General features: G+C 72.4%; 18 protein-coding genes. 8 read left to right on the top strand and 10 right to left on the bottom strand.

The window, feature by feature from the left end:
- Positions 1 to 59: 59 nt before the first annotated feature.
- Both AB0C16_RS13940 and AB0C16_RS13935 read left to right on the top strand, forming a co-directional pair.
- Positions 60 to 638, top strand: a complete 579-nt coding sequence (locus tag AB0C16_RS13940) for a cupin (RefSeq protein ID WP_357682378.1) — start codon at positions 60 to 62, stop codon at positions 636 to 638.
- 216 nt (positions 639 to 854) lie between these two features.
- Positions 855 to 1,811 carry a D-2-hydroxyacid dehydrogenase gene (locus tag AB0C16_RS13935; RefSeq protein ID WP_357682376.1) on the top strand — a complete coding sequence of 319 codons (957 nt, stop codon included), beginning with the start codon at positions 855 to 857 and terminating at the stop codon, positions 1,809 to 1,811.
- A gap of 762 nt (positions 1,812 to 2,573) precedes the next feature.
- On the opposite strand, the gene AB0C16_RS13930 is transcribed toward AB0C16_RS13935, so the two are convergent.
- A complete protein-coding gene (locus AB0C16_RS13930; RefSeq protein WP_357682374.1) occupies positions 2,574 to 5,927 on the bottom strand; it encodes a beta-N-acetylglucosaminidase domain-containing protein in 3,354 nt (1,117 codons plus the stop codon).
- Between the two features lie 235 nt (positions 5,928 to 6,162).
- On the opposite strand from AB0C16_RS13930, the gene AB0C16_RS13925 reads away from it, so the two are divergent.
- Both AB0C16_RS13925 and AB0C16_RS13920 read left to right on the top strand, forming a co-directional pair.
- On the top strand, positions 6,163 to 6,909 hold the full coding sequence (locus tag AB0C16_RS13925) for a phosphatase PAP2 family protein (RefSeq protein ID WP_357682372.1): 747 nt from the start codon (positions 6,163 to 6,165) through the stop codon (positions 6,907 to 6,909).
- A complete protein-coding gene (locus AB0C16_RS13920; protein WP_357682370.1) occupies positions 6,896 to 7,606 on the top strand; it encodes a phosphatase PAP2 family protein in 711 nt (236 codons plus the stop codon). The genes AB0C16_RS13925 and AB0C16_RS13920 overlap by 14 nt, the downstream gene beginning before the upstream one ends.
- Before the next feature lie 9 nt (positions 7,607 to 7,615).
- On the opposite strand, the gene AB0C16_RS13915 is transcribed toward AB0C16_RS13920, so the two are convergent.
- Both AB0C16_RS13915 and AB0C16_RS13910 read right to left on the bottom strand, forming a co-directional pair.
- A complete protein-coding gene (locus AB0C16_RS13915; RefSeq protein WP_357682368.1) occupies positions 7,616 to 8,932 on the bottom strand; it encodes a wax ester/triacylglycerol synthase domain-containing protein in 1,317 nt (438 codons plus the stop codon).
- Positions 8,929 to 9,051 (bottom strand): DUF1918 domain-containing protein, encoded by a 123-nt coding sequence (locus AB0C16_RS13910; protein WP_357682366.1) that lies wholly within the window; start codon positions 9,049 to 9,051, stop codon positions 8,929 to 8,931. The genes AB0C16_RS13915 and AB0C16_RS13910 overlap by 4 nt, the downstream gene beginning before the upstream one ends.
- 388 nt (positions 9,052 to 9,439) lie before the next feature.
- On the opposite strand from AB0C16_RS13910, the gene AB0C16_RS13905 reads away from it, so the two are divergent.
- The gene (locus tag AB0C16_RS13905; RefSeq protein ID WP_357682364.1) at positions 9,440 to 11,125 is read left to right on the top strand and encodes an AMP-binding protein; all 1,686 of its coding nucleotides are present in this window, start codon (positions 9,440 to 9,442) and stop codon (positions 11,123 to 11,125) included.
- Positions 11,126 to 11,302: 177 nt separating this feature from the next.
- On the opposite strand, the gene AB0C16_RS13900 is transcribed toward AB0C16_RS13905, so the two are convergent.
- Genes AB0C16_RS13900 through AB0C16_RS13890 form a run of 3 tightly spaced genes read right to left on the bottom strand, consistent with a single transcriptional unit; the run spans position 11,303 to position 13,919 of the window.
- Complete coding sequence (locus tag AB0C16_RS13900; RefSeq protein ID WP_357682362.1) at positions 11,303 to 12,460, bottom strand: acetyl-CoA C-acetyltransferase; 1,158 nt, start codon at positions 12,458 to 12,460, stop codon at positions 11,303 to 11,305.
- A gap of 10 nt (positions 12,461 to 12,470) precedes the next feature.
- Positions 12,471 to 13,088 carry a TetR/AcrR family transcriptional regulator gene (locus AB0C16_RS13895; RefSeq protein ID WP_357682360.1) on the bottom strand — a complete coding sequence of 206 codons (618 nt, stop codon included), beginning with the start codon at positions 13,086 to 13,088 and terminating at the stop codon, positions 12,471 to 12,473.
- A gap of 15 nt (positions 13,089 to 13,103) precedes the next feature.
- Entirely contained in the window at positions 13,104 to 13,919 is an 816-nt protein-coding gene (locus AB0C16_RS13890) for an SDR family oxidoreductase (RefSeq protein ID WP_357682358.1), read from the bottom strand.
- A gap of 46 nt (positions 13,920 to 13,965) precedes the next feature.
- Here AB0C16_RS13890 and AB0C16_RS13885 point away from each other — a divergent pair, with 46 nt between their 5' ends.
- Genes AB0C16_RS13885 through AB0C16_RS13875 form a run of 3 tightly spaced genes read left to right on the top strand, consistent with a single transcriptional unit; the run spans position 13,966 to position 17,043 of the window.
- Positions 13,966 to 14,805, top strand: a complete 840-nt coding sequence (locus AB0C16_RS13885; RefSeq protein WP_357682356.1) for an enoyl-CoA hydratase — start codon at positions 13,966 to 13,968, stop codon at positions 14,803 to 14,805.
- Entirely contained in the window at positions 14,795 to 15,925 is a 1,131-nt protein-coding gene (locus tag AB0C16_RS13880; RefSeq protein WP_357682354.1) for an acyl-CoA dehydrogenase family protein, read from the top strand. The genes AB0C16_RS13885 and AB0C16_RS13880 overlap by 11 nt, the downstream gene beginning before the upstream one ends.
- A complete protein-coding gene (locus AB0C16_RS13875; RefSeq protein WP_357682352.1) occupies positions 15,922 to 17,043 on the top strand; it encodes an acyl-CoA dehydrogenase in 1,122 nt (373 codons plus the stop codon). Before AB0C16_RS13880 ends, AB0C16_RS13875 begins: the two co-directional genes overlap by 4 nt.
- Before the next feature lie 15 nt (positions 17,044 to 17,058).
- Here the strand turns inward: AB0C16_RS13875 and AB0C16_RS13870 are convergent, their stop codons facing one another.
- From AB0C16_RS13870 to AB0C16_RS13855, 4 genes are all read right to left on the bottom strand, one after another.
- Entirely contained in the window at positions 17,059 to 18,162 is a 1,104-nt protein-coding gene (locus AB0C16_RS13870; RefSeq protein ID WP_357682350.1) for a nitronate monooxygenase, read from the bottom strand.
- A 74-nt stretch (positions 18,163 to 18,236) separates the two neighbouring features.
- Positions 18,237 to 18,989 carry a CoA-transferase gene (locus tag AB0C16_RS13865; protein ID WP_357682348.1) on the bottom strand — a complete coding sequence of 251 codons (753 nt, stop codon included), beginning with the start codon at positions 18,987 to 18,989 and terminating at the stop codon, positions 18,237 to 18,239.
- Positions 18,986 to 19,852, bottom strand: coding sequence for a CoA-transferase (locus AB0C16_RS13860; RefSeq protein WP_357682346.1), 867 nt, complete (start codon positions 19,850 to 19,852; stop codon positions 18,986 to 18,988). Before AB0C16_RS13860 ends, AB0C16_RS13865 begins: the two co-directional genes overlap by 4 nt.
- Positions 19,852 to 20,601: an enoyl-CoA hydratase family protein gene (locus tag AB0C16_RS13855; RefSeq protein ID WP_357682344.1), complete on the bottom strand. Its 750-nt coding sequence runs from the start codon at positions 20,599 to 20,601 to the stop codon at positions 19,852 to 19,854. The genes AB0C16_RS13860 and AB0C16_RS13855 overlap by 1 nt, the downstream gene beginning before the upstream one ends.
- Between the last annotated feature and the right edge of the window lie 153 nt (positions 20,602 to 20,754).

Below are 20,754 nucleotides of genomic sequence, written 5' to 3'. Positions count from 1 at the left end.
TATTGTCTACTTTTCCTATAGGATTTGTAACACTATCTGGTTGGTAGCACAATCAAGACATGACATACCTGACCGTGTACACCGACGCCGACGCCCCCGAGACACTCCTGCGCACCGAGGACCCGGCCGAGATCTCCGCCGCGCTCAAGGAGATCGACGTCCTCCTGCGCCACTGGGACGTCGTGGACGACCTGGCCCCCGACTCCGGGCAGGACGAGGTCCTCGAGGCCTACCGCGAGCAGGTGGCCAAGGTCGTCGCCGAGGAGGGCTACACCTTCGTCGACGTCGCCCAGCTCCACCCCGACGACAGCCCCGACTGGGCCGAGCGCGCCGCCGCGGCACGGGCCAAGTTCCTCAACGAGCACACCCACGACGACGACGAGGTGCGCTTCTTCGTCAGCGGCTCCGGCATCTTCTACCTGCACGTGGCCGGCAAGGTGCACGCCGTGCTGTGCGAGGCCGGCGACCTGCTCAGCGTGCCCGCCAAGACCACCCACTGGTTCGACATGGGCACCACGCCCGACTTCACCGCGATCCGCTTCTTCCACGACGACGACGGCTGGGTCGGTGACTTCACCGGCGACTCCATCGCCGCGCGCATCCCCGACTTCGACACCATCACCGCCGGGCGCTCCTGACCCGGCCGCCACACGGCGTGGATGGGCACCACGCGGCCCGGACGACGCCACGCACGGACGACGCCACGCGGCCCGCGACGGGCGAGAAGGCCGCCGGCTCCCGCGGGCCACGCCGAACGCCTGCGCCGATCCGGCCGCCCAAGATTGCCGCACTAATCTATATATAATAATATAGATGGCATCATAGGGTTCAAACTGAGCGGCAGGAACGGATCGATGCGCGTCGGCAGGATCGACAGGGTGCACTGCTACGGACGGTTCGCCATCCGCGCGCTGGAGGCCGCGAAGGACACCCTCGACGATCGCGAGCTGGTCGCCTGCCGGACGGCGGCCGAGTTCGCCGGCGAGCTCGGCCGCGTCGAGGCCGTCCTCGGCCTCGGCATGCCGGTGGACGACTGGTCCCCGGCCGGGCGCCTCCGGCTGGTCCACCTGATCGGCTCAGGCGCCGACAGCCTGCTCCCGGCGAAGGGGCTGTCACCGGCCGTGCGGGTGGCCAGCGCGCGGGGAGTCTCCGCGCCGGCCATGGCCGAGTTCGCCATCGCGATGCTCCTCGCCCTGGCGAAGCGGGTCACCGACGTGCTGGCGAGCCAGCAGCGCCGGGAGTGGCGGCCGCACCCGCCCATGCTGGTCTCGGGCGCCACCCTCCTCGTCGTGGGCGCCGGGCCGGTGGGGCGCGAGGTCGCCCGGCGCGGCAGGGCGCTGGGCATGCGCGTGATCGGCGTCCGCCGGACCGCTGGCCCGGTCGCCGAGTTCGACGAGACGCACCGCGCCGAAGACCTCGCGGAGCTGGCGGCCCGGGCCGACGCCATCGTCATGGCGGTCCCCGCGACGGCGCGGACGCGCAGGCTGCTGGACGCCGGCGTCCTCGACAGGTGCCGGCCCGGCTGCCTGGTCGTCAACGTCTCGCGCGGCGAGGTCGTCGACGAGGAGGAGCTGGCCGTCAGGCTGCGCGCGGGCTCCCTCGGCGGCGCCGCGCTCGACGTGTTCGAACGCGAACCGCTGCCGGTCACCAGCCCGCTGTGGGGCGCGCCCAACACCATCCTCACGCCGCACGTCTCGTGGAGCTCGCCGGACTACCCCGCCCAAGTGGCCCGCCTGTTCGTCGAGAACCTTCACCGCGTCGAATCCGGAGAGCCAGTGATCAATCCCGTCGACACCGCGCACGGTTACTAGGCCGGCATGAGCACTCCCCCATCGTGGTTCCGCGAGGCATTGGCGTGTCCCGCGGACGAGGGCGAGGTGGTCGTCGCCGGCACACCGATCCGCTACCGGGCCTGGGGTCGCAGGGGCCGGCCGGGCATCGTGTTCGTTCAGCAGTGGGGAGCCGAGGCGGGCGGTGACCTTCCTGGCGCGGGTGATCCGGACCAGCGGCGAGTCCTCGGAGCGCCCGGCGGCCATCGCGTCGGCGCACCGCTGCACCATGCCGTCGCCGCCCCAGACGAACACCAGCTCGGCGCCCTCCTTGAGGGCCCTGCGCACCTTCTTCGGCGCCTTCCTGCTCTTCGGGACCTCGTACCAGAGCAGGTCTCCGACGTCCTGCTCACTGATCAGGACGCGCAGCCTGTCCAGGCCCGCGCCGAGTGTCTTCTTGCGATGCGCGACAACCGCGATGGTGGGGGACAGGCCTCCCCGACTACCCGCCGGCGCGGCTTTCACCGGTGAGCCCGCCGCCTCCGGAGGCGTACGAGCGCGGCCGGGGACGACGACTGGATCACCTCCGTCACCGGCGGCCGCGCGGTCATCGAGGGGCAGGATTCCACCTGGTCGACCGTCGGCCTCTATCAGGCACGTCACGGACGGATCGCCGCCTGCCGTCTCCTTCCCTTCGACGCCGAGACATTCGTGGCCGCCCGGCCGGCACGTTCACGTCGCCCGAGTTCGCCACTCGCGCTCGTCTGGAGCCCCGTTCGGGCGAACGGGGCTCCAGACGACAGTTCAGGAAGCGGGATACACCTCCAGCTCCCAGAGCGAGTAGCCGTAAGCCGTGCCGCGCTTGACGCCCTGCATGCGCAGGAACCGCGTCTGGTTCGGCTCGTCGATCCAGAGCGTGTCGACGCGGCCGTCACCGTTGGAGACCGTGGCCAGCGGCTGCCACGTGGTGCCGTCAGCCGAGCCCTCCATCCGGTACGCCGAGCCGTACGCGGCCTCCCAGCGCAGCACCACCTTGCCCACGTCGACCGATCGCTCCAGCTCCACCGTCAGCCACTCGCCGTCGGTGCGAGCCGACGACCAGCGGGTGGTCGCGTCGCCGTCCACCGCGTTGGCGGCGGCGAAGGAGGTGTCGCCCTCGACCGAGGACGCGGTCACCGGTCGTTTCAGCGCGACGTTGGTGTCGCCGCCCGGCCGGTGCGCGGTGACCGGCACCTCCGCGGCGACCGGCTCGCCACCGGTGGGGGTGAACTCGATCCGCAACGTTCCCGACGCGGTCGGCGTGAACGTGACCGGCAGCGTCAGCCCGCCTACTCGGGGCACGCCCACCTTCCGGTCCTCGGGCAGCCGCCACCCGTCCGGTCCGGTCACCCGCAGCGTTCCGTTGACGTCGGCGGCCCGCTGGGATGCGAGAGTGGCGCTGATCGTGGCCTCGGCGCCCGCGGGGGCCTCCAGGTCCGCGGGTTCCACGGTCAGGGTGGCCATGGGGCCGTCGCCGTACCTCGGGACGATCTCGGCGATCCGCGGCGGCTCTCCGCCGGCGGCCCAGACCAGCCGCACGGCGTCGGTCTGAGCGTCCTCGGAATCGAGCTCCGTGTACGGTCCGGTGAGCTGCCCAATCGCCCGCCACTGACCGTCGACGCGTACCTGGACCTCGGCCGAGCCGGTGCCGGCGATCAGCACCCGGTCGACCAGCCGCGGCCTGGACAGGGTGGCGACCAGCGCGTCGCCCTCGGCCGGCGCTGTGCCCGCCGTGTAGGCGGTGCCGAGGTCGCCGTCGGCGGCCAGGTCGAGCCCGGTGCCCGCCGGGGTGCCGGTGACGGTGATCGTGGTGAGTGAGTCGTCGTTCACCTGGACGGTGAACTCTCTGACCACGAGCCAGTAGCTGCCGGCGGCGGTGGCGCGATAGCGGACGTAGCGGGCGACGGTGCCCTCTGGTGCCGTGGCCCTGACCTCGGCGGTCGTTCCGGTGACCAGTTGCGTCCAGGTGACGCCGTCGGAGGAGATCTCCAGCGTGCCCGCGTGGATGTAGTCGTTCGGGCTGCCCGGCTTGCCCATGAGCAGCGTGATGTCCCCGATCGGGCGCGGGGCGCCGAGGTCGACGGTGACGTGGTCGCCGGAGCCCGGTGAGCCGTTGCTCCAGTAGAAGGTGTCCGGGTTGCCGTCGACCATCCGGTCGGGAGTGTTGCTCTGGTAGGTGCCGAGGCTGGTGGTGGCGCGCGACCTGGTGGCGGTGACGCCGATCCAGCGGTCCAGCTCGGCGAGCGCGTCGGTGACGAACCGGTCGAGCACGCCATCGCCGACGCGCGGGGCCACGTTGTTGTGCGGGACGCGCGCGTCCCGGATGGCGTTCGCGGCGGCGACGAGCTCGCGCGCCTGGTCGGCGGCCCGCACGGCGGCCCCGCCGTCGTCGTCCTGTACGGCCCGCAGCACGTCTACCGCCTTGACCATGGCCTTCGACCACAACTCGGCCGCCTGCAGCCAGGACGCGGCCTCGTCGACGAAGGTGCGGTCGGGCAGTTTTTCGGTGATCAGCCTGGATCCGGCGACCAGCCGCTCGGCGTACTCGCGCAGCGTGGTCGGCCGCCCCTCGCGCCAGGCGGGCCAGAACGCGGCGACCTCGGCGGCCAGCTGAGGCGACTGCGTGTGATGTATGGGGCCGTCGAGGGTGTTCAGGTCGGCGAAGTCGCGCAGGGCGCGTGCCAGGGCCTCGTCGCCTCCGGCCAGCTCGGTCAGCGCGCGCAGCCAGGACTCCTCGGCGTTGAACGTGGTGTCGTGCCAGCCGAAGTCGGCGAAGGAGTACAACGCGATCCGGCTGACGGCGGCCTGGTTCATCGGGTTGGAGATGATGCCGGCCAGTTGCTCCGACAGACCCGGTTCGCGGCCGTCGTAGGGGGCGAGCAGCAGCCGCCCGCCGGCGTAGTCGTTGACCGGGTAGTTGTCCCAGACCAGGATCTGATGCCCGAAGACCTGCCTGGCCTTTGCCGCCTGCTCCTTGGTGATCTTCGCGGGCACGACGGCGGTGCCGGTCCAGTGCACGATGGCGTCCGGGCTCATGACCTCCCTGATGGCCTTCTTGTAGGGCGTCTCGGTGACGTTGTAGTACTCGGTCGGCACCATCTGCACGGGCGCGACGTCGCCCTTGGCCGCCGCCCACGCCTGTGCGGCGTTGACCAGCTCGCTCTGCGCCCTGCCCGCCGCCGCGCCGCCCGGAGCGCCGTACTTCGCGCGGTCGCCGTCGCAGTTCCAGCGCCCGGAGTCGATGTCGTCCAGGGCGATGTTGAAGGAGCGACCGCCGAGCGCGTAGATGGCGTCGAACTTGGCCAGCAGCGCCGCCACGTCGCTCTCGGAGGTGTAGCAGACGGACAGTCCGGGCGAGATGGCGAAGGTGAAGTCGACGTGCCCGGCCTGTGCGCGCGTGATGAGCTCGCCGAGCTGGGTGAGCTTGTCCTGCGGGTACGGGTCGCGCCATCGGTCGCGGTGATAGGGGTCGTCCTTGGGCGCGTACTCGTAGGTGTTCATCTTGTGCGCGGCGAGGTAGTCGAGGTGCGCCAGGCGCTCCTCGTGTGTCCAGGGCGTGCCGTAGAAGCCCTCGATGGAGCCTCTGTAGCGCATGCCGGGCCAGTCGCGCACCTCGATGCCGGGCACCCGGTCGTTGCCGGGATGCTCGCGGACCAATTGCTCGAAGGTCAGCGCCGCGTAGTAGGTGCCGTCGGCGTCGACGCCGTCGAGCACGACGTGCTTGCGGTCGTCCGCATCGCGGCCGGCGGCCAGCACGTAGCCTTCGGCGGGCAAATCGGCGGCGCCCTCGACGTCCAGAAGGGCGAGGGCGGCGCCGCCGTCGCCGAGCCAGATGGTGACGGGGGTGTGGGGATCGTCGCCGTCGGTGGCACTCACCTGCCGGACACCGGCCTTGGCCAGGGTACGGCGTACCACGGTTTCCGCGTGCGGGTCGCTCTGACCGGTACGGACCAGTCCGACCACGGGGGTGAGGGGGAAGCCGTCGTCGCGGCTCTCCACCTGCTGGGCGGGCGGGCTGATCGGGACGGAGTCCGCCTGCGCGGGTGAGCTGGTCAGGATGAGTAGGGGGAATGAGAGCGTCGTCAGGATCATGCCGGCTAAGAGGCGGTTGGGGGCCACGAGTCCTCCTGGACAAAACCAGTGCCGAAAAATCCGAAACCCAGCTAAGAGGGCCGAATTGTCCACATTCGATCATTTGGCCTGCCTTCTGGTCAATACCAGTCGCGATTTTGCGATGAACTGGTCCAGACCACCACCAGGCAACAGCAGCCCCCGGGGCCGACGCCAGGTCCACGAAGAGCGCGAGCGCGCCGGCCGAGGAATCACCCGCCCCCGTCCGGGTAGCCATGAGCGAATGCGGAACGAGGACCGATCCACATCGAGCGGCGCCGATCGCGGCCTGGGAGTCCGGCTGGGCGTCACGAGCCTCGCGGTCGGGCTGGCCATGATCCCGTTCACGCTGCTGCTCGCCGTGGCCAAGATGCCCGTCAACCGGCTGGACGCCGAGGTCGCCGAGGAACTGCACGAGTACGCGCACGCCAACCCCGCCGTGACCAGGGTGCTCATCGTGTGGACCGACCTGTTCGGGCCCTGGCCGTGGCGCGTCGCGGTCGCCGTGTTCGCCGCCTGGCTGGTGTACAAGGGCGCCCCCAGGCTGGCCGCCTGGGCGGTCACCACCCTGATCGTGGGCGGGCTGCTCGGCGTCGCCCTCAAGGTCGTGGTCGCGCGGGCCAGGCCGCACCTTCCCGATCCCGTCGCGCTGGCACCGGGCGAATCCTTCCCCTCTGGTCACGCGCTCAACGTGACCCTCGGTGCGGGGGTGGTCGTCCTGCTCCTGCTGCCCATGCTGCCCCGGTGGGGGCGACGGGTCGCCTGGGTCGTCGCCGCCTTCCTGGTGCTGTCGGTCGGCTACACCCGGATCGCCCTCGGCGTGCACTGGGTGAGCGACGTGGCCGCCGGGACCGTGCTGGGTGCGGCCGTGGTCGCCGCCACCGCGGCGGCGTTCGAGACCTGGCGGCGAGGGCAGGGGCGCAGGCCCGCCACCCCGCTGACCGAGGGAGTGGAACCCGAGTCCGTGAAGGTGACCCATGACCAGAGCTGAACACGTCAAGCACTACGCGCTGACACTCGTCTTACCGCTGCTGCTGATGCTCGGGCTGACGTACGGCGCGGGCCGGCTGATCCTCGAGGCGCGCACCGGGGAGGCGGCCACGAACGGCGACCTGGCCGGGGAACGCACCTCCCTGTGGAACACGCTCACCGACTTCGGCAGCAGCCTGTCCGACACCCCGTACATCGTGGCGCTGACCGCGATCGCCGTGATCGTCTTCCGGCTCGTCCTCAAGCGCTGGCGGGAATCGATCTTCCTCGTCGTGGCGGTCTGGAGCCAGTCGCTCATCTTCCTCACCACCACCGTGCTCATCGACCGCGAGCGCCCGCCGGTCCCCCACCTCGACCCCGCTCCCCCCACCTCCAGCTTCCCTTCGGGCCATGTCAGCGCCGCCGTGGCCTTCTACTGCGGGCTCGCGCTCATCCTGAGCACACACGTCCGCCACCGGGCGCTCCAGGTGGTGATCTGGGTGCTCGGCGTCGCCGCCCCGCTCATCGTCGGCTTCTCCCGCCTCTACCGGGGCATGCACTTCCCCACCGACGTCGCCTGGGGCATGCTGCTGGGCGCCGTCTGCGTCGTGGTGGCGGCGCGCGCCATCCTGTACCGGCGGCATGAGGGGGCTCGGCCCCGGCTGGCATCACGCGACGACCCCGAGGGAGTCAGTCCCGGCCGCGCGGCACCCCGATGACCCGCCGCATCAGGCAGTGCCTGAAGCCGTGATGCCGGCGAGTTCATCACTCAGATGGGCGGCGAGTTCGTCCAGGTCGGGGACGCCGTCGGGATCGGCGATGAGGTTGATCGTGACCGTGCCCGCGTAGGACAGGATCTCGAAGGTCACCGTCACGTTGCCGCTCTCGGCGACCGCCACGGGGATCAGCCGGCGGATGGTCGCGCCGGCGAAGGTCCACGGGTGATCGGGGCCGCGCACGTTGCTGACCAGGGTGTGGATGCGTCGCTGGCGGCGTAGGTACCAGCGGTAGAGCCCGATCGCGGACAGCATCCGGAACACCGGGCCGAACAGGCCGGCCGCCGAGCCGTCGGCGGCCTGCTGCTTGCGCTCCCCGATCAGGGCGGCGATCTTCACCAGCCGCTCTTCAGGGGCGCCGGTGAGGGGCAGGCTGGCGATCAGCACGCCGAACCGGTTGCCGAGCTCGCTGGAGGTGGCGGTACGCCGGGTCGCCACCGGCACCGAGACCGACAGCGCGCCGACGTGCTCGCCACGCCGTTCCAGCAGTCTGCGGAGCGATCCGGTGACAGCCGTCAGCAGAGCGTCGTTCACGGTGCAGCCGTGACGGTGCGCCGCGGACCGCACCGCCGCCAGGTCGGCTCGTACGACGGCGAACGTGCGCCGCGCGCCGGTCGGCCGCAGCAACGAGCAGTGTGCGATGGGTTCCGGCCGCATCCCGCCCGTCGCGGCGGTGGCGGCCTTCGCGCCCCGCCAGAAGGCTCGCATCCGGCCGAGGGCCCGCAGGCGTTCGGCGAAGGCGTCGGCGGCGAGGAGCCGCAAGGACGGCGGGCGCCGGGGGAAGCCGGCGGGAGCGGGTCGTCCGGACCGGTCGACGAGCGCCGCGAGCATGGCGAGTCCGCCGATCCCGTCGGCCAGCACGTGGTCGAGGACCACGATCAACGCGACCGCGCCGCCGTTCAGCCCTGTGACGAAGATCGCCGTCCACCGTGACGGCGGCAGGGGACCGGTCAGTACGGCGGCGGCCACGTCCAGCAAGGCCCGCTCGTCCCCCGGCGAGGGGCAGGTGAGCTGCCGCACGTGCAGGCGGATGTCGAATCCAGGGTCGTCCAACCACACGGGGCGGCCGCAGCCGAAGGGCACGGGCACCAGCCGCTGCCTCAGCCGCGGCACGGACCGGATCCGGTCGGCGAGTAACGCCATCGCCTCCGTCACCTCGAACTCCGGTCCCGCCTCCAGCATGAGGACCGCGCCGGCTCGCTGGGACAGCGACGTGCCCTTCCCCATGGCCAGCATGGCCACGTCCGACGCGCTGGCGCGGTCGATCATCGCCCTTCCTCCGGCGGCGTGGGCTCGCTGGTGAGCACGCCCGCGACGAAGCCCTCACGGCGGGTGTTGCCGCCGTACGCGCCCTCCACGATCAGCCGATCGCCCGCGGCCGCCTTCATGGTGAGCTCCTCATCTCCACTGCGTCTCCCTTGCGTCTCCACTGCGTCTCCACTGCGTCTCCACTGCGAGCCGGGGATGATTCTCATCCCGCTTCCACCGTCCGGCTCCCGGCTCGCGTGCGGCAGTGCCTTAGGTCTTCGAAGCGAGGGGACCTTCGTCCTGCCTCCCGACACCTCTCAGGCGGTGTGCGGTTCGAGCGTGGAGGCGGCGGCCGGGGCCGGCGCGCAGGGCCACGCGGTGGGCCACGGTTTCGGCGCCGTGGTCGATTCCGGTGCCGACGGGTGTCCCGGTGAGCGGGATCGCGGCCGAGACGGCCGGGGTCCGGTTGCTCTGCTGGTCGCGAGGCGCCGGCGACGGCCCGCGCCCCCTACCCGCGAGGAGAGGACCGTGCCAGAGGTGGGCAGCCGTGACAGGCGGGAGGATTCCGTGGGCACGCTGGCGGAGGACCGTCCGGCGGGCCGGGTCACGTTCGCGGAGCTGATCGAGGCACGCGCGAACGACGACCGGGCCGGGCTGAGGTTCGAGGACCGGCGCTGGAGCTGGCGGGAGGTCGTGGCGGAGGCGCGGCTGCGGGCCGGGCTCGCCCGGGAGCTGCGCCGGCCCGGCCCCTGGCATGTCGGGCTGCTCCTGGACAACACTCCGGAGCACCTGTTCTGGCTGCTCGGGGCGGCGCTGGCCGGGGCGGCCGTCGTCGGGATCAACCCGACCCGCCGGGGCGCCGAGCTGGCCGCCGACATCGACTTCACCGACTGCGGGCTGATCGTCACCGAGACCGCGAGACGGCCGCTGCTGGACGGGCTCGACCTGGACTGCCCGCCCGACCGGGTGCTGGTCACCGGCACCGGCGAGTACGCGCGGACGCTCGCCGCGGCCTCTCCCCTGGCCGCCGGCCACCCGCGGCCCGAGCCCGCCACGATCTTCTCGCTGGTCTTCACCTCCGGCACCACCTCCGCGCCCAAAGCGGTGATCTGCAGCCAGGGACGGCTCGGCCGGATCGCCGTGCAGCAGCGGGAGCGCAGGGGGCTCGGCCGCGACGACGTCTTCTACGTCGTGATGCCGATGTTCCACTCGAACGCGATCATGGCCGGCATCGCCCCCGCCGTCAGCGCGGGCGGATGCGTGGTGCTGCGCCGCAGGTTCTCCGCGTCGGTGTTCCTGCCCGACGTGCGCCGCCACGGGGTGACCTTCTTCAACTACGTCGGCAAGCCGCTGCACTACATCCTGGCCGTCCCGGAGCGGGAGGACGACGCCGACAACCCGCTGCGGATCGCGTTCGGCAACGAGGCGTCCGAGCGTGACATCGCGGAGTTCGGCCGGCGCTTCGGCTGCGCCGTCATCGACTCGTACGGCTCCAGCGAGGGCGAGATCCGCATCAGCCGCGTGCCGGGGACGCCGCCCGGCTCGCTGGGGGTGGCCGAGGAGGGCACGGTCGTCGTGAACCCGGAGACGCTGGAGGAGTGCCCGCGCGCGGTGATCGACGGGAACGGCGCGCTGCTCAACGCCGACGAGGCCATCGGCGAGATCGTCAACAAGGCGGGGGCCGCGGTGTTCGAGGGCTACTACCGCAATCCGGAGGCGACGGCGCGGCGGATCCGGGGCGGGTGGTCGTGGTCGGGCGACCTCGCCTACCGGGACGCCGAGGGCTTCTGGTACTTCGCCGGCCGCGACAGCGACTGGCTGCGGGTGGACGGGGAGAACTTCGCCGCCGCGCCCGTCGAGCGGCTGCTGTCGCGGTTCGAGGCGTTCGCCGACGTGGCGGTCTACGCGGTGCCGGATCCGGACGCCGGCGACGAGGTGATGGCGGCGGTGGTGCTCGCGGAGGGGCGGGAGTTCGACCCGGGCGCCTTCGGCGGGTTCCTGGCGGGTCAGCCGGATCTCGGCACGAAGTGGGCGCCGCGTTATGTCCGGGTCACCGCCGAGTTGCCGCGCACGGCCACGAGCAAGGTCGTCAAGCGTCCGTTGCGGGACGCGGCCTGGCGCACCGCCGACCCCGTGTTCGTCCGGCCCGGCACGGCTCTGGCCTACGAGCCGTTCGACCCCGGGGCCCCTGACGGCCGTTCCCGCCAGGCCTGATCTGGCGCGCGAGCCGGTGCTCGACGTGACCGGCCCATGCCCCCCGGGCGTGAGCCGTACGGATGTGTGGCCCGTACGGCTCGCGACTGGTCGGTCAGTGAGCCGTACGGGTGAGGGCCCGTGGGGCTCGCGGCCCTGCTCCCCGGGTGAGGGCCCGTACGGCTCGCGGCCGGCCGGTCAGAGGCGCTCGATGACGGTGACGTTGGCCTGGCCGCCGCCCTCGCACATGGTCTGCAGACCGTAGCGGCCGCCGGTGCGCTCCAGCTCGTGCAGCAGGGTGATCATCAGGCGGGCGCCGGTCGCGCCGAGCGGGTGACCGAGCGCGATCGCGCCGCCGTTCGGGTTGACCCGCGCCGGGTCGGCCCCGGTCTCCTTCAGCCAGGCCAGCACGACCGACGCGAACGCCTCGTTGATCTCGACCGCGGCCATGTCGTCGATCGACATGCCGCTCTTCTTCAGCGCGTAGGCCGTGGCGGGGATCGGGGCGGACAGCATCCGGATGGGGTCCTCGCCGCGCGCGGACAGGTGGTGGATGCGGGCGCGGGGGCGCAGGCCATGGGTCTTCACCGCGGCCTCGGAGGCGATCAGCAGGGCGGCGGCGCCGTCGGAGATCTGCGAGGCGACGGCGGCGGTGAGCCGCCCGCCCTCCTCCAGGCTCTTCAGCTTCGCCATCTTCTCCAGGGAGGTGTCGCGGCGCGGCCCCTCGTCGGCCGAGACGCCCTCGAACGGGGTGATCTCGCGGTCGAAGCGGCCCTCGTCGATCGCGCGGATGGCGCGCCGGTGCGATTCGAGGGCGAACGCCTCCATGTCCTCGCGCGAGATGTCCCAGTCGCGGGCGATCATCTCGGCGCCGCGGAACTGGGAGACGTCCTGGCCGGGGTAGCGGGCCTGCCAGCCGCGCGAGCCGGCGAACGGCCCCTCGGTGAGGCCGAGCGCGTCGGTGGCGCCGCGCGAGGCGTAGGCGATCGGGATCATCGACATGTTCTGCACGCCGCCGGCCACCACGAGGTCGCTGGTGCCCGACATGACGGCCTGGGCCGCGAAGTGCACCGCCTGCTGGGAGGAGCCGCACTGCCGGTCGACGGTGACGCCCGGCACCTCCTCGGGCAGCCCGGCGGCCAGCCAGCAGGTGCGGGCGATGTCACCGGCCTGCGGCCCGACCGTGTCGAGGCAGCCGAAGACCACGTCCTCCACCGCCGCCGGATCGACCCCGGAGCGGGACATCAGCTGGGTCAGCGCGTGCGCGCCGAGGTCGGCCGGGTGCACGCCGGAAAGCCCGCCGCCACGCCTGCCCACGGGGGTGCGCACCGCTTCGACGATGTATGCCTCCGCCATCGGAAACTCCTCAGGTTGTCAGGATCCCTTCCAGGACCATCGCTATGTACTGCCTGGCGATCTCTTCGGCGGGCAGCGGGCCGTCGCTTCGGTACCAGCTCGCGGCCAGCCACACGGTGTCGCGGATGAAGCGGTAGATCAGTCCGGTGTCGAGGTCGGCGCGGAGGATCCCGTCGGTGACCCCCCGGTCCAGGACCGACAGCCACATCTCGCGGAACCGCCGCTGAGTATCGACGAGGTACGAAAAACGGGGAATTGTCGCTAGATGCTTGGATTCGTTCTGATAGATCACCACGGCCGGCCGGTACCGCTCGATGCACCGGAACGACTCGGTGATCAGCGCCTCGAAGGTCTCCCGCACGCCCAGGCCGGAGGCGATCACCTTGTCGTAGGCGGACCACATGTCGGCGAGGAAGACGGACAGGATCTCGTCGACCATCGCCTCCTTGGAGTCGAAGTGGTAGTAGAGGCTGCCGCCCAGGATGTCGGCGGCGTCGGCCACCTCGCGGACCGTCGTGGCCGCGTATCCCCTGGACGCGAACACCTCGGCGGCGGTCGCGAGCAGCTCCGCCCGCCGCCCGGCCCGGGCGGCGGCGGTGCTCTGGGAATCTCGGCGTCGTGCACTCATCGGAAGGCGGACCTCTCAGGGATGCTGGCTGGAGACCGAGACGACCTCTCCGGTCATGTAGGAGGAGTAGTCGCTCGCGAGGAAGACGATAACGTTGGCGACCTCCCAGGGCTCCGCGTAGCGGCCGAAGGCCTCCCTGCCGGTGAGCTCGGCCAGCAGCTCCTCGGTCGTGACCTTGGCCAGGTGCGGGTGCATGGCCAGCGAGGGGGCCACCGCGTTGACCCGCACACCGTACGGCGCGGCCTCGATCGCCGCGCACCTGGTCAGCGCCATCACGCCGGCCTTGGCCGCGGCGTAGTGGGCCTGGCCCTCCTGCGCCCGCCAGCCGATCACCGACGCGTTGTTGACGATCACGCCGCGTCCCCGGGGTTGCATGCGCGCCAGCGCGGCCCGGGTGCAGCGCATCGTGCCGCCCAGGGTCACGTCCAGCACCCGGCCCCACTGCTCGTCGGTCATCTCCACGAGCTTGGCCGTGCCGCCGAGCCCGGCGTTGTTGACCACCACGTCCACCGGGCCGAACCTCTCCTCGGCGGTCGCGAACAGGCTCTGGACCTGCTCCTCGGAGGTGACGTCGCACGGCACGGCGGTCACCGCGGCGCCGTGCTCGCCCTCCAGCGCGGCCAGGCTCTCCCCGAGCCGGCGCTCGTGGGCGTCGCTGATGACCACCCGCGCGCCCTCCTCCAGCATGCGCCGGGCGCACGCGCCTCCGATGCCGGTGCCGGCCGCGGCCGTCACCACCGCCACCCGGCCACGCAGCAGGCCGTGACCGGGAACGTAGGCCGGCGGGCCGCCAGGGACCCGGGACGGGTCCTCCTCCTCGCTGAGCTTCACGTGGTTTACTCTACCAAATAGTTGTTAGAAAGAATGCGAGGGCCCCATGACCGTGGTGCGCTACGAACGGCGCGGACCCGTGGCGATGGTCACCATGAACCGCCCCGACTACCGCAACGCCCAGAACTCAGCGATGACCTACGCCCTCGACGAGGCCTTCTACCGGGCCGCGGCCGACGACGACGTCAAGGTGATCGTGCTGGCCGGGGCGGGCAAGCACTTCTCCGCCGGCCACGACATCGGCACCCCCGAGCGCGACGCGGACGTCTCGTTCGAGCGCAAGGCCGGCCTGTGGTGGGACCACGTGGGCAAGGAGGGGGCCGAGAGCCGGTTCGCCCGCGAGTCGGAGGTCTACCTCGGCATGTGCCGGCGGTGGCGGGAGATCCCCAAGCCGACGATCGCGATGGTGCAGGGCGCGTGCATCGCGGGCGGGCTCATGCTGGCCTGGGTGTGCGACCTGATCGTCGCCTCCGACGACGCGTTCTTCGCCGACCCGGTGGTGCGGATGGGCATCCCGGGCGTCGAGTACTTCGCCCACCCGTGGGCGATGCCGCCGCGCATCGCCAAGGAGTTCCTCTACACCGGCGACCGGATGCCCGCGCGGCGCGCGTACGAGGTGGGGATGGTCAACCGGGTGGTGCCCCGCGAGGAGCTGGAGGCGCGGACCCTGGCGCTGGCCGAGCGGATCGCGGCCATGCCGCGGATGGGCCTGGCGCTGACCAAGAAGGCGGTCAACCAGGCCGAGGACCTGCAGGGCATGCACGTCGGCATGGACTCCGTCTTCGGCCTGCACCACCTCGCCCACGCGCACAACGCCGAGACGGCCGCCGACTCCCTGGCCGGGATGGACCCCAGGAGCATGAAGGCGGCCGCCGATGGATCTTGACCTGTCGTCCGTGGAGCCGTTCCGCGCCGAGGTGCGCGCGTGGCTGCGGGAACACGTCCCGGCCGCGCCGCTGCCGTCGCTGGAGACGGCGGAGGGCTTCGCCGCCCACCGCGCCTGGGAGCGCGAGCTGCACGCGGCCCGCCTGTCGGTGGTGTCCTGGCCGGAGGAGTACGGCGGCAGGAACGCGACGCCGCTGGAGTGGCTGGTCTTCGAGGAGGAGTACTACGCGGCCGGGGCGCCGGGCCGGGTCGGCCAGAACGGCGTCAACCTGCTCGCGCCGACCCTGTTCCAGCACGGCACGCCCGAGCAGCTCGCCCGCGTCCTGCCGCCGATGGCCTCGGGCGAGGTGATCTGGGCGCAGGCCTGGTCGGAGCCGGGCGCGGGCAGCGACCTGGCGTCCCTGCGGGCCACCGCGACCCCGGTCGACGGCGGCTGGCTGCTGAACGGGCAGAAGACGTGGAGCTCGCGCGCCGCCTTCGCCGAGCGGGGCTTCGGCCCGTTCCGCTCCGACCCGGATGCCGAGCGGCACCACGGCCTGACGTACCTGATGTTCGCACTGGACGCCGAGGGGATCACCCGCAGGCCGATCGGCCGCATCGACGGCAAGCCGGCCTTCGCCGAGCTCTTCTTCGACGACGTGTTCGTGCCCGGCCACGACGTCATCGGCGAGCCGGGCGAGGGCTGGCGGGTCGCGATGAGCACCACGGGCAACGAGCGCGGGCTCACCCTGCGCAGCCCTGGCAGGTTCCTGGCCGCCGCCGACCGGCTGGTGGAGCTGTGGCGCGCGCACGGCGACCCCGCCGACACCGCCATGCGCGACCGGGTGGCCGACGCGTGGATCAGGGCCCGCGCCTACCGGCTCAAGGGGTTCGAGACGATCTCCCGCGCCGAGGACGTCGGCGCGGAGTCCAGCGTCAACAAGATCTTCTGGTCGGAGCTGGACGTGGCGCTGCACGAGACGGCCCTCGACCTGCTGGGCCCGGACGGCGAGCTGGCGGGCGAGTGGCTGGAGGGCTACGTCTTCTCCCTCGCCGGCCCGATCTACGCCGGCACCAACGAGATCCAGCGCAATGTCATCGCCGAGCGCGTGCTCGGCCTGCCGAGAGCGGGGCGAGCGTGAAGTTCATCCTCGACGCCGAGCAGAGGCTGTTCGGCGAGACCCTGGACAAGCTGCTGGCCCAGGCGGGGACGCCGGCCGTGGCCCGCGACTGGGCGGCCGGCCGGCCGGAGCCCGGCCTGGCCCTGTGGCGGTCGCTGGCCGGGGCCGGGGTGTTCGCGGTCGCCGTGCCCGAGCGGGCGGGCGGCGCGGGCGTGCTCCCCGTGGAGCTGGTGACGGCGTTTCACGAGCTCGGCAGGCACGGCGTGCCCGGACCCTACGCCGAGACCGTGGCCGCGGCCGTCCTGCTCGACCGGCTCACACCGGCCGCCCGGCTGGCCTTCCTCGCCGAAGACCCGGCCGCCGCCCGGCCGTCCTTCCTCGCGGAGGAGACGTCCGGCGCCCGGCCGTCCGACACCACCGAGAACACGTCCGGCGCCCGGCCGTCCTTCCTCGCCGACGGGACGGCCGGCGGGTGGCAGGCCGGTATCGCCGAAGGCGCGGTCGTGGTGTCGCTCGCGTTGCCCCCGGCGGCGCCGTACGCGCTGGACGCGGACGTCGCCGGCGTCGTGCTGACCGTCGAGGGCGAGGAACTGCGGACCGGGGTCCCGGGGGACGTCCGGAAGTCGCTGGACCCGGCTCGGCGGCTGTTCGCGGTCACGCCGGGCGACGTGCTGGCCACCGGCCCGGAGGTGGCGGCCGCCGCCGGCGAGGCCCGCGACCTGGGCACGCTGGCCTGCGCCGCCCAGCTCACCGGGATCGGCCGCCGCCTGCTGGAGGTGTCGGTGGACCACGCCAGGACGAGGCGGCAGTTCGGGCGGCCGATCGGTGAGTTCCAGGCGGTCAAGCACCATCTGGCGAACGCGCTGGTCGAGCTGGAGTACGCCCGCCCGCTGGTGCACGGCGCGGCCCTCGCGTACGGGTCGCCGGACTTCCCCCGTGAGGTGTCGGCCGCCAAGGTGATGGCGTCGGAGGCGGCGTACGGGGCGGCCAGGATCGCCCTGCAGGTGCACGGCGCGATCGGCTACACCGACGAGTACGATCCCAGCCTGCTGATCCGCAAGGCCCGCGCCCTGCGCGCGGCCTGGGGCTCCCCCGCCGACCACCGCGCACGCGTGATGTCGGCGCTCACCGGAGCCTGACCCAGGCCGACCCGTTCAGCCGGTCAGGTTCGCGCCGAGGCCGCGGATGACGCCCGCGGCCTGGGCGACGATCCCACCGATCAGCTCCTCGCAGGAGGGCAGGTCGTCGATGAGCGCCACGACCTGCCCGGAGGCGAGCACGCCGAGGTCGGGGCGGCCGTCGACCATGGCCGCCTTCAGCAGCATCGGGGTGTTGGCCGCCATCAGGACCTGCGACCAGGTGAGCTCCTTGCCGTGCTTCATGGCCAGCCCGTCGCGGATCATCGCCGCCCAGGACATCCGGGAGATCTTCTTGAACCGCGCGGCGTTGCGCACCGCGCGGATCATCCCGGTCACCCGGCCCGAGCGTTCCAGCCCGTCCACCAGGCCGGTGCGCAGCACCCGGTGCGGCATACCGTCCACCTGGCGGGTGACCACGGTCTCGGACATGCTGAGGTAGGTCTGCTTGACCGCGTCGGGCACCGAGCTGTCGGAGGTCAGCAGGAACCGGGTGCCCATCGCCACGCCCGCCGCGCCGTAGGCGAGGGCCGCCGCGAGGCCGCGCCCGTCGAAGAAGCCGCCCGCCGCGATGACCGGGATGTCGACCGCGTCGACGACCTGGGGCAGCAACAACGTGGTGGCGACCGCGCCGGTGTGGCCGCCGCCCTCGCCGCCCTGCACCAGCACGGCGTCGGCGCCCCAGGCCGCGACCTTCTCGGCGTGCCGCCGCGCGCCGACCGACGGGATCACCACGACGCCGGCGTCCTTCAGCCTGGCGATCAGCTCCCGGCGCGGGGCCAGCGCGAACGACGCGACCTTCACCCCGTTCCTGATCAGCAGGTCGATGCGGTCGGCCGCGTCGGAGGCGTCGGCGCGCAGGTTGACTCCGAAGGGGGCGCCGGTGCGGGAGCGGACCTCCTTGATCGCGGCGGCGAGCTCGTCGAGGGTCATCGTGGCCGAGCCGAGCACGCCGAGCCCTCCGGCGTTGGCCACGGCGGAGACCAGCCGCGGGCCCGCCACCCAGCCCATGCCGGTCTGCACCACCGGGTGCCGGACGCCCACGAGCCGGGTCAGCGGCGTGTCCAGAACCTGCCCGGCCACACCGGGACCACCGCCCGAGGCATCCCCGTGCCCGGCCACACCGGGACCTCCCCCCGAAGTGTCCCCGTGCCCGGCCGCACCGGGACCACCGCCCAAGGTGTCCCCGTGCCCGGTCACGGCCGGACCTCGCGGTCGCGCAGGGACCGCGGGTCGAGCACCTCGCGGATCAGGCGCAGCTCCTCGCCGGACGGCTGCCGGGTCTCGGGCACGTCACCCTCGACGACCGGCTCGAACCCGGTGGCGGCCAGGATCTGCTCGACCTCGACCCCGGGGTGCGCCGAGACCAGCCGCATCGTCCCGTCGGGCGTGCCGAAGTCGAACACCGCGAGGTCGGTCACCACGCGGCGCAGGTCATGGAACCGCGCGGCCTCCGCGCCCAGCTCGGCGGCCCGGTCGTGGCCGACGCCGCTGACCATGTCGACCTTCGGCACGAAGACGCGGGCCGAGTGCCGGGGGATCCAGTAGCTCGTCGGGTCGCAGATCGTGTTGCCGGGGGCGCCGCGCACGCCGAGGAGCTGCGATTTCGGCCGTGCCCAGTCGCCGACGGCGGAGATGTTGGTGTTGCCGTGCCGGTCGATCTGCGAGGCGCCCATCATCACGTGCCGTCGCCCGTTCTGCACCAGCCACAGGTGCTCGCGGAACGGCAGCCACCCCTCGACCGCTCCGGCCGGCGCGCCGAACGGCACGGCCTCGGCGGTGAGCAGCGCGCCGCCGTCGGTGGTCAGCAGGCCGGGCTCGAACGTGAGCCGGGCCAGCCGGGCGCCCAGGACCGAGCAGGTGCCCATCGCCGCGGCCAGGATCTCGCCGTCGCCCCGCCACGCCTCGGCGCAGGCGACCACGCAGATCTCCGCTCGGGTCGCGCTCATCGTGCCGCCCCTTCCTCACGCCGCTCTTCGTGCCATCGCCGTACGGCCTGCCGGTAGGCGGCCTCGTCACCGGACAGGAACCGGTCGGCGAAGGCGGCCCACTCCGCCGGGTCGGCGGCCGAGGCGGCGTAGTGCCGCTGGAACGCCTCGTCCCGGCCGGAACCGAGGTCGGTGAAGTGGCCGCCGTCGGGCGTCTCCACCACGCCCCTGACGTGCATGCGGCTGACCAGCAGCGTCTGCGGCGGGCCGCCCAGCTCTCCGGGCGGCACCATCCGCTCGCAGGACAGGTAGCAGCGCGCGGCGGCCTTGGCGAACAGGTCGTCCAGGTACGGGTCGGGGCCGAGGTAGCGGCCGTTGCCGCGGGTGTCGGCCAGGTCGAGGTGCACGAGCGCCGCGTCCATGGTGAGCGCCGGCACCGCGACCAGCTCCTCCTGGTCCTCGTACGGCGAGCGGACGGTGCGCAGGCCGGGGTTGACCCGCAGGACGTCGGAGCCGAGCCCGGCCCGCGTCGGCAGGAACGGCAGCCGGTGCGCCCCGGCCAGCAGGCCGAACATGAACATGCCCTCGTCGTACTCGGTGAACTCGATCGCCCCGCTCTGCCGGGCGATCCGGAAGTGCGGTTCGAGGGCGACGGAGTCGAGCGTCACGAACGGGGCGACGACCCGGCGGACCTTGCCCGCCGCGCACAGCAGGCCGACGTCCGGCCCGCCGTACGACACGAGGGTCAGGTCCTCGAGCGAGGACCGGTAGATCGCCCGGACCAGGGCCATCGGCTTGCGCCGCGATCCCCAGCCGCCGATCCCGATCGTCATGCCGCTCTCCAGTGAGCCGACGATCTCCTCGACGGACATCACGGCGCCCATCACGCGCCCCCTTCCGCGACGAAGGCGTCACGATGCCGATCGCCGGCGCCCATCAGGTTGAGCTCGTAGGTGAAGCCCTGCTCGTAGCGGTAGCTGCGCTTGACGTCGACCGGGTCGATGCCGTTCAGCGACTCCTTGGCGCGCCGGATCACGTACGGGTCCTTGGCGGCGATCCGGGCCGCCACCTCCAGCGCGGCGTCGCGGAGCCCGTCGCGAGGCGCGATCTCCAGCACCGAGCCGAACGCGTGCAGCTCGGCCGCCGTCACGTTGCGGCAGGTGTAGACCATCGCGCGCATCAGATGCTGGGGCACCAGCCGGGCGAGGTGGGTGGCCGCGCCGAGCGCGCCCCGCTCGACCTCGGGCAGCCCGAAATAGGCGTCGTCGGAGGCCACCACGATGTCGGCGTTGCCGGCCAGGCCGACCCCGCCGCCCAGGCAGAACCCGTGCACGGCCGCGATCACCGGAACCTCGCACTCGTAGACCGCCGCGAACGCCGCGTAGCAGCCCCGGTTGGCCCCTACCAGCGCTTCGAAGCCACTGGTGGCCTGCATCTCCTTGATGTCGACGCCGGCGTTGAAGCCCCGGCCCTCGGCGCGCAGCACCACCACGCGGGTCCCGGGGTCACGCCCGGCGTCCCGGACGGCATCGGCCAGGTCGAACCAGCCCCGCACGGTCAGCGCGTTGACCGGCGGCACGTCCATCACGATCTCGGCGATGCCCTCGTCGTGGCTGCTGGTGGAGATTCCCATAAGCTACCTTTCGACCTAACATTTGTTAGAAACTAAGCTAGCAGAGCGGCCCGTTTTCCTCGACGCCGCCCGATTTCCCCCGTAAGACCGCACGTCGCTCCGCAAGACCGCACGTTGCTCCGCAGGGCGACAACGTCGCTCCGTAAGACCGCA

This window comes from Nonomuraea sp. NPDC048916, assembly GCF_040649575.1.
GTDB lineage: Bacteria > Actinomycetota > Actinomycetes > Streptosporangiales > Streptosporangiaceae > Nonomuraea.
Note: the sequence above shows the minus strand (reverse complement) of the source record. Positions and strands in the feature narration are given on the sequence as shown.

Excerpts from the sequence above, each read along its gene's own strand:
- AB0C16_RS13940 (WP_357682378.1), top strand. The coding sequence starts at position 60 with ATGACATACCTGACCGTGTACACCGACGCCGACGCCCCCGAGACACTC.
- AB0C16_RS13935 (WP_357682376.1), top strand. The coding sequence starts at position 855 with ATGCGCGTCGGCAGGATCGACAGGGTGCACTGCTACGGACGGTTCGCC.
- AB0C16_RS13925 (WP_357682372.1), top strand. The coding sequence starts at position 6,163 with ATGCGGAACGAGGACCGATCCACATCGAGCGGCGCCGATCGCGGCCTG.
- AB0C16_RS13920 (WP_357682370.1), top strand. The coding sequence starts at position 6,896 with ATGACCAGAGCTGAACACGTCAAGCACTACGCGCTGACACTCGTCTTA.
- AB0C16_RS13915 (WP_357682368.1), bottom strand. The coding sequence starts at position 8,932 with ATGATCGACCGCGCCAGCGCGTCGGACGTGGCCATGCTGGCCATGGGG.
- AB0C16_RS13910 (WP_357682366.1), bottom strand. The coding sequence starts at position 9,051 with ATGAAGGCGGCCGCGGGCGATCGGCTGATCGTGGAGGGCGCGTACGGC.
- AB0C16_RS13900 (WP_357682362.1), bottom strand. The coding sequence starts at position 12,460 with ATGGCGGAGGCATACATCGTCGAAGCGGTGCGCACCCCCGTGGGCAGG.
- AB0C16_RS13895 (WP_357682360.1), bottom strand. The coding sequence starts at position 13,088 with ATGAGTGCACGACGCCGAGATTCCCAGAGCACCGCCGCCGCCCGGGCC.
- AB0C16_RS13885 (WP_357682356.1), top strand. The coding sequence starts at position 13,966 with ATGACCGTGGTGCGCTACGAACGGCGCGGACCCGTGGCGATGGTCACC.
- AB0C16_RS13880 (WP_357682354.1), top strand. The coding sequence starts at position 14,795 with ATGGATCTTGACCTGTCGTCCGTGGAGCCGTTCCGCGCCGAGGTGCGC.
- AB0C16_RS13865 (WP_357682348.1), bottom strand. The coding sequence starts at position 18,989 with ATGAGCGCGACCCGAGCGGAGATCTGCGTGGTCGCCTGCGCCGAGGCG.
- AB0C16_RS13860 (WP_357682346.1), bottom strand. The coding sequence starts at position 19,852 with ATGGGCGCCGTGATGTCCGTCGAGGAGATCGTCGGCTCACTGGAGAGC.
- AB0C16_RS13855 (WP_357682344.1), bottom strand. The coding sequence starts at position 20,601 with ATGGGAATCTCCACCAGCAGCCACGACGAGGGCATCGCCGAGATCGTG.